16 protein-coding genes are annotated in these 16,295 nt (G+C 52.9%); 5 read left to right on the top strand and 11 right to left on the bottom strand.

Annotated features, from left to right (window positions below):
• Nucleotides 1-821: 821 nt before the first annotated feature.
• Nucleotides 822-1,802 (top strand): integrase domain-containing protein, encoded by a 981-nt coding sequence (locus AC1DVE_RS11005; protein WP_477783921.1) that lies wholly within the window; start codon nt 822-824, stop codon nt 1,800-1,802.
• The gene (locus tag AC1DVE_RS11000) at nt 1,799-2,071 is read left to right on the top strand and encodes a hypothetical protein (RefSeq protein WP_477783920.1); all 273 of its coding nucleotides are present in this window, start codon (nt 1,799-1,801) and stop codon (nt 2,069-2,071) included. The genes AC1DVE_RS11005 and AC1DVE_RS11000 overlap by 4 nt, the downstream gene beginning before the upstream one ends.
• A gap of 206 nt (nt 2,072-2,277) precedes the next feature.
• Here the strand turns inward: AC1DVE_RS11000 and AC1DVE_RS10995 are convergent, their stop codons facing one another.
• Genes AC1DVE_RS10995 through AC1DVE_RS10985 form a run of 3 tightly spaced genes read right to left on the bottom strand, consistent with a single transcriptional unit; the run spans nt 2,278 to nt 6,545 of the window.
• Nucleotides 2,278-2,937 (bottom strand): hypothetical protein, encoded by a 660-nt coding sequence (locus AC1DVE_RS10995; protein ID WP_477783919.1) that lies wholly within the window; start codon nt 2,935-2,937, stop codon nt 2,278-2,280.
• Nucleotides 2,921-6,007 carry an HsdM family class I SAM-dependent methyltransferase gene (locus tag AC1DVE_RS10990; protein WP_477783918.1) on the bottom strand — a complete coding sequence of 1,029 codons (3,087 nt, stop codon included), beginning with the start codon at nt 6,005-6,007 and terminating at the stop codon, nt 2,921-2,923. The genes AC1DVE_RS10995 and AC1DVE_RS10990 overlap by 17 nt, the downstream gene beginning before the upstream one ends.
• Nucleotides 6,008-6,050: 43 nt before the next feature.
• Complete coding sequence (locus AC1DVE_RS10985) at nt 6,051-6,545, bottom strand: MerR family transcriptional regulator (RefSeq protein WP_477783917.1); 495 nt, start codon at nt 6,543-6,545, stop codon at nt 6,051-6,053.
• Between the two features lie 476 nt (nt 6,546-7,021).
• On the opposite strand from AC1DVE_RS10985, the gene AC1DVE_RS10980 reads away from it, so the two are divergent.
• The 3 genes from AC1DVE_RS10980 to AC1DVE_RS10970 all read left to right on the top strand — a co-directional run bounded on the left by AC1DVE_RS10980 (nt 7,022) and on the right by AC1DVE_RS10970 (nt 10,100).
• Nucleotides 7,022-8,041 carry a phosphoribosyltransferase-like protein gene (locus AC1DVE_RS10980; protein ID WP_477783916.1) on the top strand — a complete coding sequence of 340 codons (1,020 nt, stop codon included), beginning with the start codon at nt 7,022-7,024 and terminating at the stop codon, nt 8,039-8,041.
• 10 nt (nt 8,042-8,051) lie between these two features.
• Nucleotides 8,052-8,663, top strand: coding sequence for an NADAR family protein (locus tag AC1DVE_RS10975; RefSeq protein ID WP_477783915.1), 612 nt, complete (start codon nt 8,052-8,054; stop codon nt 8,661-8,663).
• A 447-nt stretch (nt 8,664-9,110) separates the two neighbouring features.
• Nucleotides 9,111-10,100 carry an Abi family protein gene (locus tag AC1DVE_RS10970; protein ID WP_223457446.1) on the top strand — a complete coding sequence of 330 codons (990 nt, stop codon included), beginning with the start codon at nt 9,111-9,113 and terminating at the stop codon, nt 10,098-10,100.
• A gap of 242 nt (nt 10,101-10,342) precedes the next feature.
• Here the strand turns inward: AC1DVE_RS10970 and AC1DVE_RS10965 are convergent, their stop codons facing one another.
• The 8 genes from AC1DVE_RS10965 to AC1DVE_RS10930 form a co-directional block, all read right to left on the bottom strand.
• The gene (locus AC1DVE_RS10965; RefSeq protein WP_223532820.1) at nt 10,343-11,053 is read right to left on the bottom strand and encodes an SDR family NAD(P)-dependent oxidoreductase; all 711 of its coding nucleotides are present in this window, start codon (nt 11,051-11,053) and stop codon (nt 10,343-10,345) included.
• A gap of 44 nt (nt 11,054-11,097) precedes the next feature.
• Complete coding sequence (locus AC1DVE_RS10960; protein ID WP_223532822.1) at nt 11,098-11,754, bottom strand: DsbA family oxidoreductase; 657 nt, start codon at nt 11,752-11,754, stop codon at nt 11,098-11,100.
• The gene (locus tag AC1DVE_RS10955; protein ID WP_008046542.1) at nt 11,751-11,972 is read right to left on the bottom strand and encodes a tautomerase family protein; all 222 of its coding nucleotides are present in this window, start codon (nt 11,970-11,972) and stop codon (nt 11,751-11,753) included. Before AC1DVE_RS10955 ends, AC1DVE_RS10960 begins: the two co-directional genes overlap by 4 nt.
• Nucleotides 11,973-12,226: 254 nt before the next feature.
• On the bottom strand, nt 12,227-12,499 hold the full coding sequence (locus AC1DVE_RS10950; RefSeq protein ID WP_223532824.1) for a hypothetical protein: 273 nt from the start codon (nt 12,497-12,499) through the stop codon (nt 12,227-12,229).
• 266 nt (nt 12,500-12,765) lie between these two features.
• Nucleotides 12,766-13,353, bottom strand: a complete 588-nt coding sequence (locus AC1DVE_RS10945; RefSeq protein WP_477783914.1) for a PBECR2 nuclease fold domain-containing protein — start codon at nt 13,351-13,353, stop codon at nt 12,766-12,768.
• A 176-nt stretch (nt 13,354-13,529) separates the two neighbouring features.
• Nucleotides 13,530-14,816: an OprD family porin gene (locus AC1DVE_RS10940; protein ID WP_223532827.1), complete on the bottom strand. Its 1,287-nt coding sequence runs from the start codon at nt 14,814-14,816 to the stop codon at nt 13,530-13,532.
• Nucleotides 14,817-15,078: 262 nt separating this feature from the next.
• Complete coding sequence (locus tag AC1DVE_RS10935) at nt 15,079-15,750, bottom strand: DsbA family protein (RefSeq protein ID WP_223532829.1); 672 nt, start codon at nt 15,748-15,750, stop codon at nt 15,079-15,081.
• Between the two features lie 230 nt (nt 15,751-15,980).
• Nucleotides 15,981-16,193, bottom strand: coding sequence for a hypothetical protein (locus tag AC1DVE_RS10930; protein WP_007972820.1), 213 nt, complete (start codon nt 16,191-16,193; stop codon nt 15,981-15,983).
• Nucleotides 16,194-16,295 lie beyond the last annotated feature (102 nt).

Below are 16,295 nucleotides of genomic sequence, written 5' to 3'. Positions count from 1 at the left end.
TTAAAAAATCTAAAGTCCACGCAACTGTCTGTGGAAAACCACTGATTTCCACCGGTGGATAATTTCATCCACAGCCGCAGAAACCCCGACAACTCGAGCCTTGACCCGAATTATCCACAGGCGTAGAAAAGATAGGGCAAAGCGCTGTCGTTGACAGCAACCCAGGTAGCCAGAACCTTTAAGGCTACGCCACACAGTGGTGGTTCTCCCAAAGTGCGATTAGCGTCCGGCGGCTCGCACGGTCACTCACCGAGTGATGGATGCCTACTTCAGATCGTTGCCATTGCGACAAATACATCCCCCTACCCTGCTGCCCTGCAGCAACCTATCTGCTTGGCCATTTCACTGCGCCAACCTGCGCCCGTCTCTTTCTTCTGGAAAGAGACGGGCGCTCCTACCGCTGCTGCAGCCCAACTCGTACAAGGCTCTGCCGCATTTCCCCTCGTGACAATCGGCGTGACAAACACCGATGTCACCAGCAACAGCGATGCAGATGATGGTGCCGCAGCCCAGGGAATGGACTGCACCTGACTGACAGTCAGGCATGCCCCGGTCATCGCATCACTGCCTTCACCCGACTCAGGATCTCGCGGTGCTGGTCTCGTCAACCAGTGCAGCCTCCACCCGCCCACTTCCTCGGAAGTGCTCAGGAGGCCAGATCATGAGATGCCCAAGCTCCCGGTCGTAAGGAGCCGCAAGTCCCGCGTTAGTGGACAACCCTCACAGGTCGCAGGGGCCTTGATCCCTGATAACACTCAACATTCTTGGCGGGATGACGTGGGGAAAAGCTTCAACGTTTTGGCTTCGAGAGGAGTTTGATCATGCTGCTAGTAGGTAGACGCGATGGGCGTAATTTTGGATATGGCCGGCAGCTGAGTTATGCCGGACCGCAGGCGTTGCGCGACCTATTTGGCGGCGGGCATTACGGAACGGTCAAAGCGCACAGTGATCGCTGGCAGGCGTTTGTACGCTGGTGTCGATCGGAGGATGGGCCCGGGTTTAACGATGCACGGCAAATTGATCGGCAAACCTTGTTGGACTACGCGATACATCTGCGTCATCAAGTTGAACAAGGTGACCTCGCCATCACCACCGCGCAAAACCGGCTATCCAGCGTAAACCGAACCATGGCTGCGCTTCGTGGTGATCAGTATGTGAAAGTGCCGAGTCCGAGCAAGGCGTTGGGAATGCAGCGCACCACCATCCGCACGACAGCTCCACAAGGCCAGGATCGCGAACACGTAATACGCATCGTCGATACGCTTTGCGAACACCAACTCTCGCGCGCGGCGGCCATTGCGCAGTTGGCTCGAGCCATCGGCATGCGCCTGCGCGAGGCCATTTTGGCCGACTTACCGCGCTTAAAACGTGAGGCCGAACACTACGGCAAGATCAACATTCAGGATGGCACCAAAGGCGGCCGTTCGGGAGCCTCAGCCCCCCGCTGGATAATGATGGATGAGCACATCCGCGACGCACTGGCATTCGCCTTTCAAGTCTCGCCAGATGGTAGCCGCAACCTGCTTGCACCGAATGAAAGCTACCTCGATTTCCAACGGGGAATCGTCCGCCCTGCCCGAGACATCCTCCATCAGCAAAAGCTCAAAGGCTTCCACGAGTTACGGGCGGCCTATGCGTGCGAACGCTATGAGCAAATCACCCAACATCTCGCGCCCATCAACGGCGGCAGGTGCTACCAGCTCGACCGATGCCTCGATCAGGAGGCCCGAGCACAAATCAGCTATGAACTCGGACACGGCCGCATCGACGTGGTGTCGGCTTACATTGGGGGTCGAACATGAGCAAGCCTTTCGACATGGAGTTGTTCATGACTGGCGTACTCACCGGATCAAATGCTACCCGTCAGCGCCATACTCAACAGGCTAAGATTATCCAAAGTGCAATTTCGGAGCGCTGGGGACGAGAAAGTCCGTGGACTTGGCAGCGAAAACATCTCACGTGGTTTCTGAATCACAGGATGGATAATCAAAAAGAAGCAACGCGATATTACTACCGGCTAACCATCCAGTTGATAGCCGTCCGCCTTGGAAAAAAGAACTCAAACATATGATCACTCTTTTCGGCATGCAACCTCCTGCTGCAGCGCTGTCGATACAGACAATAGAAAATGGCAAACTGAGAGCGATTCAGTAGCTAGAAAGCTGTAGACCGCTCAGCCATCAATTGGCCAGTTTGAACTCAAGAGCGCCCGCTAGCTGATGGATTTAGCTATTCATGGCTTCGGATCAAAAGCACAAATTTCAACAAATTGATTTTTTATGCTGTATTGGCGGCTGACGTCATGTCGACAAATACATGCATCAGACTGATCTGATGAGCGTAGCCAGCCTGCTGTAAGACGCTGGCGTACATATCTAGGCAATTAGGATGGATGGGAGTGGCATTCAAACTAGCAGCCTCGCCATGACCTTTGCGTAAATGCTTGTCGATACTTTTTACAAGTCTGACCGTTGGCTGCTTGATGACGTAGCCGAGCATGACACCCCAGTGGTGTCCTGCTGCATACCTCCCAGAAGCGAAGCGGTCGACTCCTTGAGTGACATAACGTTGATTTAGCGTAGGCTCGTTATCAGCAACGCGCTTGCACTCAACACCGACATAGGCTCCCTCATCACCAAACTGATGTAGGAACTTAAAGATAATATCGATTCGCCCCTGCACATCTGTCGAGGAACTATCGACGTCTAATAGCTCATGCTCCCCCATGATTTCTAGGTTGGTAAGCGAGAGTTGACGTTTCACTCGACGCATTGCTTTTTTCACTAATGTGGTGATAGGAACTTCAAGCATACCGGCCGTCACATATGTGTGGGCTTCCGTAGAGCCGAGGCACAGAAGATCTGAAACAATCGCAATTTCATCTTCTGAAAGATCAAGTGAAGGGCGCCCCACTGGTGTATCAGGAATGAACTGCATGGCGATCCTTCATCCAATGGTCCGCCAAAATGACGTCTGCGTCATTGAGTCCAGTGGTACGCATCCAATAGCGAACCTCGGAAGGCTTGAGAACCAACAATTCGTTGTCACCGTAAATGCGTAGTTGCCGACGCTCATTTAAATAAGGCGGGACATCTAATTTGTTTTGTCCACGCAGCACAGCACCCAGCCGCTCCATGTCTGTGTTATCTCCTAAATGCACGATTGGCTCATCTGTTGCAGCACCTGGCACCATCATGAACTTGACGGCAGTAATACCGGGAATCCCATCAACGATGTTTCCGGCCGCGATTCTGCGCGAATAGACCACAGCCTCCAAATGGCGCACTCGTTTTGCTCGAAGGAATGCATTAACGACCCGTATGACTTCGCCTGCATAAGCGGTTAGCGCAGCAACATCCGGCGTCTTTACGAATGCAAGACGCTGCGCACGACCTTCAAGAAGAAGCATCCGAGCGCGAATAATACTCTCACGAGCAATCACTGTTTCATCACGTTCCAACTCGTATAGATCAAATACCGCCTGATCGAGTGCTTCTAGCGCCTCTGGGTCATCTGGATTAGCAGCTGCGTTACGCTCAGCTTTTACCACTGCAGCCAAATCCGCGCTATCAGCTGTTCTGAGGTCAGGGACTCGAATAGCTAACACATCGTTCGGCTCTACCGTCGGCCGCTCTAATCCCCACGCGGCACCGCCGAATGCCAACTGAAAGGTCGTCAGGCTCGAGTTGAGGATGGCCGTGAGAACATATGCCCACTTCTCGTCGTTATCCGAAAACGAAATACCATAAAAACTCTCGGTATACAGTACGTCGTTTGTGCAGACCGCAGCGCTGTAACGACCAACTTCCACCCCATAATTAGCACTTCCCTTTGGACAAACTACTAAAGGTCCTTTGAAAATACTGGGACGGCGTGATCGATGAAGCGTCAGATGCTTAAATACCGACAATGAGTCAGACTTGATCCGGAACGGAGTAAAAGTATCTGCAGTTAACACTCGAAGCTTAAAGTATTCATCAGGTGCCGGTAGTGCATTAGCACCCTTGACTTGGAAACCTTGGCCTCGAGTTTCTAGCTTTAACAAACCTGCATTATTTAGAGACTCATCCAACGTAGGAAAGCGACGCTCTAATTTTTCGATCAGCCAGCCATCACGCGCAGTACCGAAAGTTGCAGCCTTTAACATGGCGGGCGTCTGCAAGGCTCGCTTCAGCGGCAAGCTTCTGAACTCACCCGGCCCTACATGAAATACTCCGTTGCGTTTAAAGTCTGGCGTCCATGGAATAGAACCGATCATCAAACTGCTCTCTGTACCCGCCAGCGCGCACCGTGCAAAAAACAACAAAGCGGGCCCACTTGCGTCAGGAAATAATCCCTCCTTTCGCAGCGCAGACAGGTTGACCAATGCAACGGGTGTCAGATGACTGAACAGGGCCTGGCGTGCATCGATGGCATATGGGTCCTTTGAAAAGAAAGGCGATGCCTTCATTATCATGCCAATTCGGCCGTGCTCTCCAGCCAGGCGCGAGGCTACCCACAAGAATTCCTGATCGGGGCTGCGACGTGGGCGTGCCGTTTCCTCTTTCCCCAGCCTGCGTTTAGCGCGAGGTTGCTCCTGGCGCACAAATGTCCAAGGGGGATTGCCGACAACCGCATCAAAATAGCGTTCGGTTATTAATGTTGGCAGCTCATCTTGTACTGTATCCGCCTCGAACAATGTGCTGCCTATTAACCGATGAAACTTCAGATCGGCAATATCCGAAACAGGCTCTTCGTCTAATTCAAGTGCCGCCAGATAAAGGCTAAATGCCGCAATACCTAACGCAGATCGGTTTATATCAATGCCATACAAGCGCTTATAAAGTATTTCGCGCACTAACGCTCTGCTAGCAGGCTTGCCTTGTGTGTTTTTCCACACAAGACGCCTGAAAGCCTCAACCAGAAAGGCTCCAGAGCCACAAGTAGGATCTATGATGCGAGCAGTGGCAGGCAGCGCCTCGAATACTGGATCAAGTGTCAAATGCACTAACTCAATAGGAGTGTAGTGAAGTCCTTGATCATCTGCTTGGTCGGCAGCGCTAGAGCGTGCAAACTGCTGATAAATCGAACTTATCAGATCAACGGGAATAACATCGTAACGGAACTGGAACAGCCGTCTTTGACCGGAAACAAGGCTACACCCTTCGGTAAAATCGCGTAAAAGCGCTAGATGAGCCTCGCCCAAACGATGGTGCTCTGCCCCTGGGTCATCCATCGGAAACAAATCGCCATTGAACGTAGCGCGCAACCAATCGAATAGCTCGAACGCACGCTCATCGGTCGCGAACATACTGGTGATCTGGGCAGGCATACCTGCAGGTAGAAAAGGTTGGGCTATAGCGCGATCGAGCAGGTATGAAGTGAAGATACAGCGGCCAATCAAGCGCTGTGCAAAGTCGCGCGCCGCTTGTGCTTCTGCACGCTCATCCTCCAACGCCGGACCGTAGGCCGGGGGCAGGCGCGTCAAATGCTCTTCCAATGCCTTGATTTCGGAAAGGAGCTCGCGATCAACACGATGCCGGCGATCAATTGTCTTTCCGATGTCGCTTGACCAGAAAGCACCGGTTTCCGTGGCGTGGCGGCCACACATAGAGTCAAGCTCACTCAGTCGCTCTTCAGCATCCAGCGCAAACACACCTAGCGGCGCAGCGGTCACTTGGCCATCAGTTTCTCGTTGCGGGGAAGCAAAGCAATCATACAGACGGATATTGGTGGGAGTAACGATCCATAGCAACGGGGCCAGACCGAGGTTCCAAGCGGCCTCATGCCAACGGCCGATATCAATTTCCGAAGGTTGCTCGCTACCCGCATCTTTGAATATTGCTGTTGGTGCTTTTTGAGCGGAGAAGACGGCATCCGCACTCAGCCCTGTTCTACTCGCGGACAGCAAAGGGCGAACTCGAGCATCCTTCTCGTGGCCTGCAAACACTAGTCCCGGAGCAGCTTTGCCGTCGGGTAGTAAATAGCCGGTTGCCGTGAGTGCCTTCTTAAAGGCGGAACTGCTCATGTCAAACAGCCTCGATACGATGGGATATGAATATTTAAGTAGTTCATCTGCGGCGTCCAAAAGCGACCGCGGAATCGCTAGTTACGCCAGTAGCAGGAAAAAGGGGAAATTGTGCGGTGGGGATCGGTGGCGACATGGAAAAATCATCAGAGAGAATTTGCAGATGCGAATCAAGCCTCAACACGATAAAGGCGTCTGCTGGATGGCCGTTTTCTGTTGAGTCCTGCAAGCACCATGCATCTCCACCCTGCAATACCAACGACTGACCCCAAAGCGAGAGAAAGGACCTCTTTCTCAAACCATTTCCCAAACTGAAGAACAGCTGTTGGTGGGCTTGTAGCTCCAGCTTGAAGCGCTCTCGGAGTGTCACTGCCAAACGCAGCAGGAGTATTGTTTGCCAGGAATATTGGGCGGGAGAGCCATGCCCTTTGGGTTTGATGTCCGCTGGAATCAAGGCCCTACGACTCGTCCACTCTCGAAGCTGATCTGTTGAGAGACCTGTGAGCCTCGCGGCATCGCGGGTGGTGACGAGATGCATAACATTCAATCCATGAAAAAGAACGGGTAGTCTACCCGTTTTTTACGATCGAGTAGATAACGTAAACAGCCACTGGTCGTGGAGGACAGCTTATTTGTCGCTTGGTGAACCGGCACAATTCGTTATGGATGCTTCACTGCAGCTTCGAGATTTCTTTTGTCTTCATCCTGAGAGGGGGCCACTCTCGACCTGGAATCCACTTCTATAGGTGCAAACTTTACTATCGCATCGAGAAATGTAGACCATGAAAACAGATCGGCTTTGTTCAATTATTGGAACGCCATTTGGCCCAAGCTAGGAAGGAGTCGGCATCAGCCCATTGCCGAATAGTATGCAAGACGTCAGAGGGGGAGGGGGGAGCTCCCAAGAAATTTAAGCCACTCGTAGGCTCAGACTAAGGTACTAGATCCAACGGGCTTCTCAAACGCACGCAATAGTGGCAATCTGAAATCTCACTAATTTGAAAGGGATTTTTTATGGCCGCTCGGGAAGGGTTAATTACAGAACTATTAGAAACGATAGGTGATTATCGCAAGGGGAAAATCAAGCCTATCGATTACGCCCATGTTGAGAAATGGATAAGTCAGTTTGAACCAGAAAAGCAACTCCCAATACTTAGTGAAATAGTACACACACTTAAAAAAACATACTTCTCGAAAAAACGCATAGAAGACATTTTTCTGCAACTGATCAACCACAGTAAATTTGCTGGGCCAGACCCTGCAAAATACTGGAGCACGGTATCATTACTGGATATCCAGGAAGGTGGAAATAGCCAACATGAGTTTGTGGGGATCTTGTCCAACCTTATTACTTCAAAACTTGGTGTTACGCCACTAATAAACTCCAATACGGCGAGTGTATACTGGTACATAGACGATGGTTTATTCTCCGGATCACGCGTAACCAATGATGTATCGAAGTGGATAAAAAACAACGCACCATCTCGCGCCACGCTGTTTATGACAATCATAAGCTTACACAAATATGGCGAATACAACACTAACAAAAAGCTCAATGAAGTCATAAAGGAAAGTGGAAAAAACATAACCATAAATTGGTTACAGCATATATATCCGGAGGATAGAAAACGCTACATGTATTCATCCGATGTTCTACGGCCGACATGTGCACCTCAAGATGAAAGTGTTACCAACTACATCCAAGGAATGAAGTATCAACCCGTATACCGACAACCAGGCAGCATTGGTAGTTTACAGTTTTTTACGTCTGAATCTGGACGTCACTTGCTAGAGCAAGAATTTTTGATAAAGGGAATGCATATCAGAACTATATGCCCCAACTTGAAGATCCCTCATAGACCATTAGGATTTAGCATATTAGAAACTCTTGGTTTTGGCTCTATGTTTGTGACGTATAGAAACTGCCCAAACAATGCACCTCTAGCGCTATGGGCGGGCGATCCGTGGTACCCTTTGTTCCCTAGGTCGACCAACGCTGATGCGGCTATGGAGCGAGCATTCGAAGCATTGTAGGGAGAACATGATGGGGAAAGTAGCAATCCGTACCTATGAGAGAGATCGAAGCATTGTGTTCCTTAAAACGCAAGAGAAATTCGGCGGCCTATCCAATATGGCTGGCGGCTTCCCTATTATTATAAATGGAACCAAAGTTCTAACATCGGAAGCTCTCTATCAGGCCTGCCGCTTCCCTCATCTACCAGATATACAAAAATTAATAGTCTCGCAAACAAGTCCGATGACGGCAAAAATGCGAAGCAAACCGTTCCGAGAGCAATCACGTCCTGACTGGATGCGCGTAAGAGTACGTATTATGCGATGGTGCTTATCTGCAAAATTATTACAGAACTGGTCAAAATTCTCATCCCTTCTGCTTGAAACTGGCGACTCCCCTATTGTGGAACAGTCTCGAACCGATATGTTCTGGGGAGCTGTTCCAGAGGACGACAGTAGGTTAGTTGGTGCAAATGTCCTAGGGCGGCTGTTGATGGAGTTACGAGAAGGAGTTAAGAAAAATACGATTCCACCCAGCGTTCCCCCACTGCATATTGACGATTTCAATATTTTTGGATGCCCTATTGAGATTGTAAACTTGAGAGAGACGACCGAGCCATTTCAGCACGACACACTATTCTGAATTAGCTCTGAGGCAACGTTTCATCCCAAGTTCGATTCCGCTAAAATCCATATTTAGCTGATTCATTTATAGCTATAGGTAGGGGTATGCCTAGTTTTCCACCGACTTCCAGACCCACAGAAAACCTAGCCGCGCCGAATGCTACCGTTCGTCTGGTGCCGCACCATACAAAACAAAGCCCTCGTAGCAATACGAGGGCTTTGTTGTTTCCGGGGTTTGGAAACTCCCCTAGAAGCTGCCACATTGCTGCGATAAGACCAACAAAGCCTTATCTTCATCGACAGACCAAACATTGCCCGCGCGCCTACCCGTTACAATTTCACGTCAGCGCGACGTTGACGGGCTCTTACACCTACCTATAATGCACCCCAACACACCCGCCAAGCCTAGGTTGACCCAGTCAGCAAGCTCAAATCGTGCGGGTTTTTTTTGCTTGGAGAAAGCTACATGAGGCCCTTCGACAAACCGGCCCTCAGCGTAGAACAGCAATTGGAACTGCTAAAGCAACGAGGCCTGCAAGTCGTCAACGACGACCGCGCCATGCGTTTCCTCGAAGTGGTCACGCTGTTTCGCCTGAGCCCCTACATGCGCCCGTTCCAGGAGCAAGGGCCAGAACATACCTTCAAGCCCGGTAGTACACTGAAGGCCGTCGTCGACATCTACCGCTTCGATGGTTCGTTGCGACGCATTACCATGGATGCCATCGAACGTGTCGAAGTCGCCATGCGAGCGGCGATCAGCAACCACATGTGCCCCCAATATGGGCCTGACTGGATAGCTGACGCATCTCTCTTCTCCTCGTCATACCCGCATGACAATCTACTGCGCCCCCTGCGAGATCAACTGAACAAGGAGCGGAATAAACTTGGACGTGAGATTGATCGCATCAAAAAAAGCACTCAGGGTGATGGAGTCCAGCAACAACGGATTGAAAATCGCATGCGCGATAACTATTTCCGATTCTATGGGTCGACTTATGCCCATCCTGAGTTACCGCCCGCCTGGGCTGTTCTGGAAGAGCTCAGCCTTGGAACCGTATCCACCCTCTTCAATGCCATAGGCAAAAGCGTCGACAAAAAAGCGATCGCTAGCAGATTCAATCTGCCCTTCGAAGTATTGGCCTCCTGGCTCCACACCCTGACCTTCATCCGAAACTGCTGCGCCCACCACTCACGGTTATGGAACCGAGAGCTCTCAATTCGACCATCTTTACCAAAAGAATGGGTCATTCCGAATGCACCTGGCGACCGGCCTCAGCCAAAGCAGCGTCTGTACATCGTATTGACGATGCTGGCCTATCTAACCGACCTGATCAGTCCAGACAGCCAATGGAAGCTTCGCCTGGCCGAAATCATGGATCAGCAGGAACTGGGCTATTTGAGACTCATGGGATTTCCAGATCATTGGAAACGTCAGCTGCAATGGTGTTTGGAGTAAGTAAGCCAGAAATCGTGGTTTGTCCCCCCGAAGAAGCACAGACCTCGTCCTGATTGAACTTGTCGTGTGGCTCCTCCAGAGGTCTTGATAGTCGAATCGACTGCGATGATCGTCCTCACGTGTGAGACCCTGAGGAAACCTAACCTTCCCGAAACATACCGTTCGTCTGGCGGCACCATACAAAACAAAGCCCCTGCAGAAATGCAGGGGCTTTGTTGTTTCCGGGCTTTGAAAAATCGCTTTCAGTGTCCCGCGCTCTGACCACCGTCTACATGCAGGATTTCGCCGGTTACGAACTTGGCGCCGTCCAGATACACGACCGCTTGCGCAATATCATCGATCTCGCCCATGTGCCCGAGCGGGTGCAGATTGCCCAGTGCGGCGTGGGTTTCTTCGCCGTGCATCGGGGTCTTGATGATGCCGGGGCTGACCGCGTTCACCCGGATCCCGCGCTTGGCGTATTCGATGGCCAGGGATTTGGTTGCCGCGTTGAGGCCGCCCTTGGTCAGTGAAGCCAACACCGATGGCACGCCGTCGATGGCGTGGTCCACCAGGCTGGTGGTGATGTTGACGACGTGGCCGCTGCCCTGTTTTTCCATCTCGGCGATGGCGAGTTGGGTGATGTAGAAGAAGCCATTGACGTTCACCGACAGCACATTGGCGTAGTCTTCTGCGGTGTACGCGGTGAACGGCTTGGCGATGAAGATCCCGGCATTGTTGACCAGGGTGTCGATGCGACCGAAACGGGACATCGCTTCACGGATGACGCGCTGGGCGGTTTCCGGCTCGCCGATGTCACCGGCCACGGTGAGAATGTCCGGATCGGTGGACGGCTTGATCGAGCGCGAAGTGGCGACGATCCGGTAACCGAGCTCACGAAAGGCTTTGACCATACCGTCGCCGAGACCTTGGGATGCGCCAGTGATTACGATGACTTTTTTCGAAATGCTCATGATGAAAACCTCTGACAATAAAGAATGGGGTAGAAAATCGGTAATCAGACTTCGGCCGGGGCGTTCGCCATTTGTCGCAACATTTGTTCGTAGTACTCGACCGATTGCGAACCGGACACCAGGTGGCGACCGTTCAGCACCATGGCCGGGACCGAGTTGATGCCGTGCTGGCGGTAATAGATTTCGAGCTCTCGCACTTCACTGGCAAATGCGTCGGACGCCAGCACCGCTCTCGCCCCTGTCGCATCCAGCCCCGCTTCAGTCGCCAGACGCACCAGCGTCGAGTGGTCACTCGGGTTCTGGCCTTCGCTGAAGTAGGCCTGTAACAGCACCTTCTTCAGCTCGACCTGCCGGCCTTCCTGCAACGCCCACAGCAACAAACGGTGCGCATCGAAGGTGTTGTAGAAGTGCGTGCGCTTCTCCAGATCGAACTTGAAGCCGATGGCCTCGCCGCGAGCGATCTGCATGGCCTTGCCGGCGGCGACGTCGTCGGCCGTTCTCCCGTACTTGCGCATCAAGTGCTCGACCGCTTGCTCACCTTCGGCCGGCATGTCCGGGTTCAACTCGAACGGCTTGTAGGTCAGCTCGACCGAGACTTCCCCGGCCACGTTTTCGATCGCCTGCTCCAGCGCCGTCGCCCCCAGCGCGCACCAGGGGCACACCACATCGGAGATGAAATCGATGGTGACGGAGGACGTCATGACTGCCCCTCCGCCTCGGCCAGCTGCTTGCGGTACTGGGTGGTGGTGATGCCGGCGTAACCCCAGTTATCGGTGTCGACTTCCTCGATCACGATGTGGGTCAGGTCAGGGCGTTTATTGAGGACGCGCTCCAGTGTTTCAGTGATCTCGGCAATCACCTGAGCTTTCTGCTCAGTGGTAACGCCATCGCGGGTGATGCGTACGGTTACGAAAGGCATGAGGGAAACTCCAGTGACCTTCCCGTCGGGATGAAGGGAGAGGCGTTGGAGATGAATGTATGGGGTTGGCGGGAGGGGATAAAGGTGGGGGCGGGAACTTCATTCGTTACGTGGTGTAATTAGTGCTGTAGGACTCTATATCGTTTTTTCTGTCGCCCATTTACTTACGTGTCGCAATTTTCCACTTTTTGCGACACGTCGTCGGTACATGTCGCTGCGGACGACACGTTCGCGTTGAAGCGCGAATACACTTGTTAAGGCTTACCCTGTGCGATAAGGCTGATGCGGCTCTTATTCATTTCGCGAACAGACTCCAGCAAGTCCTTCTGAAACTGATTTGTTCGATATCCCCTTCTGTTACCTCCTACAGAAACCTCGATCATCTCGTCAACCGAGTCGATTTTCCTGCGAATGGTTTGAGCATCAAGCATTGCGCAAGCCCGTTTCACTGCAGGGTCGCACACACCAGCTATCCGCATTTCAGCCGAGGAATCACAACCCTCTGTTGTTTCGATCAATTTCTCCATTTTGTAATGGACCCCAACGTAATAAGTTAGATGTCGATACGCGCGACTTCGCCGATCTGACCAACACCACAAGGCTGCCGCTCGGGTTGACACAAGCATCATCTGTGACAGAGAATTTACCCAAGAGCGCGAAACCGACTGCCTTCAGGTGGCAATAGTCGGCGTTAGGAACCCCGTTGATGACCTGAAAATCAGCGCTCGGGTGAGACCTCTTCTCCCTTGCTTGAGGGAGCACAATATCAAGCAAGCTTCTCAAAAAAAGCAGCCTACTCAGGCTGCTTTTTTTGTTTGGATAATAGGTAACGTTGATAAACCAACCCGCCGTGTCGGTGTTTGTTCAGCGCCTTTTTGTCACAATTCATGAAGTTCCAAAGTACATACCCACGGTCAACATGGATCACTACCAACATTTGGTACTTTGTGTGGTATGCGCCAATGAAGGCGAGACGATAGGAGCCATCGCTGTAGGAAACTCGCCAGATTTCTAATGGATTATTCAGCGTATCTACAGCAAATTCAGTGAAGCGCTCTCGGGCATTAGGGCGTTTTTCCACAATGTGACGTAGATGCTCACGCCGAACCGTCACGGGTAAATAAGGCGTTTCGATCAGCACCGTGTCAGTCCCTTCATGCAATCCAAAACCTAGCGCTACCTGCCTTAGAGCGGAGCAGACATCAACGGCCCCGGGTAGCTCTCGAACTACCTTGGTTTCCAAGGGTATCGATATGTCCCGCAAATCCGGCAAACCTAGATCCTTCCAGCTTTCCTGATCAGGAGCTTCCTCTACCCCTGGAACTTTCATTCGGTGATCTCTCACTGTATCAACTGCTATTTCAGCCTGTTGAATCGTCACGAGAAATCAGGTGGATCCTCTTTTTCCCTCAGAGACTTCCGATAATCTTGAAGGGCATCGCCATTGCCAGTGAAAGAGCCGTTTGGAAAATTCCAATGAGCCACAAAAAAGCCCCGAACCAGTCGGGGCTTTTCCTTTCTCAGCCTGTGATCAGGCCTCGACACCACAACCCATCATCAAAAGACGTTGATCGGGTAATCCACAAACACACGCACTTCGTTGCCGCTGACGTTGTACTCGCTCGACTTCTGCGACACGCGCAGGACCGAGCTGCGCAGTTTCACGCTGAGGTCTTTGGCCGGGCCGCTTTGGACGACGTATTTGATCTGGTTGAAGATCTCGCGCTCGGTGCCGCCTTCGCTGGTGGACGTGGTGATGTTGTCGCCGCGCACGTAGGCCACGTTGTAGCTCAGGCCCGGTACACCGAAGGTGCTGAAGTCCAGGCCGTAGCCCAGTTGCCAGCTGCGTTCGTCTTCGGCGTTGAAGTCGGACCAGTAGGAGTTCGCCAGGTAGATGGTGTTGCCACCGTCGCCGATGCGACCCTGGTCTTTCTGGTAGCCGCCGTAGGCGTAGCCCAGGTTGCTGTCGCCGGTGCTGCGCTGGTGCGCGAGGGTGAACGAGTGCGGGCCGGTGATGAAGGTGGCCGCCAGGCTCCAGATTTTGTTGTCGTCGCCGGTGATACCGTTTTCGCGGACGTAGGAATCTTCCAGCTTGGTGCGGTAGCCGTTGAAGTCCAGGGTCAGGGACTGATCCTTGTCGATCGGGAACACGTAGTTGGCGTTCACGTATTGTTTCTTCAGCACGTCTTCGACGTCGGAAGCGTACAGCGCAGCCTTGAATTGCTCGGTGAACTGGTAGCTGCCGCCCAATACGTTGATCGACTTCAAGCCACCGCTGTCACGGCCTTCGGCGCTTTTGCGCGATTCGGCGGTGAAGCGACCGGCGTCCAGTTGCAGGCCTTTGATCTCTTTGGAGGTGATCAAGGTGCCGGTGTAGCTTTCCGGCAGCAGGCGCGAGTTGTCGTAGTTCAGCACCGGCAGGGCCGGCATCTGGTCGCCGTAGGTCAGGGTGGTGCTGGACAGGCGGAACTTGATTGCTGCGCCGCCTTTGGACAGGTCGTCCGCCGGCTGGCCGCTGTCGCCCTTTTTGAAGAAATCGATGCCTTGCGCGCCGCTACGGTCTTCGCTGCGCTCCAGGTTCAGTGCGTACAACCCGAAAGCGTCCACACCCACGCCCACGGTGCCTTGGGTGAAACCGGACGAGAACGTGCCGATGGCCGCCTGGCCCCACTCGGATTTATCCGGGTTGCCGTCTTTGAAGTCACGGTTCATGTAGGCGTTGCGCAGCAGCACTTTGAGGCTGCTGTCTTCAACAAAACCCTTGGATTCGGCCTGGTCGTTAGCCATGGCCTGTGTAGCACTCAACATCCCCAGAGCGATCAGGCTGATTCGCTTGTTCAACATCGTGTTCTTTTCCTTATTTCCGGTTGATACGCGCTGTGTCGAACGGCCGAAACGGCGCTATCGCGCTCTTTTTTCATGACGAAAACAAAAAGGCCCGCCCACGATTTCTCGCGGCGGGCCTTCTTATAATTTTTGATCGTGGCGGTCGGCCACAGGCGTTGTGGCCGAATCGTAGCTGCGCCCTCAACGATGTGTCAATTTCATGAATCTTCTAAAAACAGGCGAAAACCGTCTAAGAAATTGCTTTACGCGGCAGGAATATTCAATCAACGCAGCCATCGAGGCCACAGGCTGCTACGGAAATATTTGCGTCCTGATCAGGGAGCAACTGACTCAGCCACTGCGCAAATGCCTGGGGTTTGCCCAGCCATGGCCCGATATCGATCAGGGTGAACTGGTCATTGTGCTCAAGCGCCAGGGTCGGAAAGCCCTGCCCGCCAACCTTGGCCAAAAGAGCCCGACTGTTCCTGATATGGCCTTCGGTGTCGGCCGCCCTGAAAGCCCTTTCGAAGGCTTCGCGGTCCAGCCCCATGCCGTGGGCAAGTTCAAACAGTACCGATTCGTCGGCGATGCGGCGCCCCTCCACGTAGTGAGCACTCTGCAAACGCCCCAACAACTCCAGCCCGCGACCGGTCATTTGCTCGGCAGCCAGCACCGCAGCGATGGGTGGCGCCGAGTCGAACACGGCGGTGTGATCACGCAGCAAACCTTCAAAATAGGCTTCACCGAACGGCTGCCCGCTGTATTCGGCAATGCGCCGGTCGTGGGGAATGACGTAATTGCGCAGTTGTGGCGAAACCTTTTGCCGATTGGCCCCCGTCATCATGCCGCCGCCGTGGGCAATCACGGGCAGCACAGCCTGGGCGGCCTGCAACAGCGGTTTGGCGCCGTAGCACCAACCACACAAGGGGTCGTAGATGTAATGCAGGATCATGGGAAGGCTCCGACAGGAATTCAGGAAAATTCGATGTCGGCAGGTTAGTGCCGCAGCGGCCCCGGAAAAACGCCGGATTGGCTTTCAGTCTGTTGCTTGAATCGGTCGAATGGTTGCGTCTCAAAACCCTGTGGGAGCTCGCGATAGCGGTGATTGCATGAATCTGCGCGCAAAAAAAAGCGCTGCCATCCCGGCAGCGCTTTTTCTTGTTCAATCCGTTGTTGTTCTTCTTATCCTTCCATCACATCCCACAACGCATCCAGTTCCGCCTCGCTGAATAAACCAGCAGGGTAACGCTCGATCATCGTCCGGCGCGGATCAGTTTCGCTGATCTGACGCATTCCATTGGACTTGAACCAGTGCGCCAGGATCTGGAGCGATTCGCTATTTACTGCCAGGGGATGCAACGCCTTGTCGCTCACTACGTTCACTTCGGCGTTCATTTCAGCGCTCTCTCCCGGTTTGTGAGCGGCTAACTTATCCAAGGTTTATGACAGAACATCGAAGTCCTCCCCACCCCGAGTTACAACAGCAGAGATACAAGA

Source organism: Pseudomonas sp. P4_B4 (genome assembly GCF_056402255.1).
Note: the sequence above shows the minus strand (reverse complement) of the source record. Positions and strands in the feature narration are given on the sequence as shown.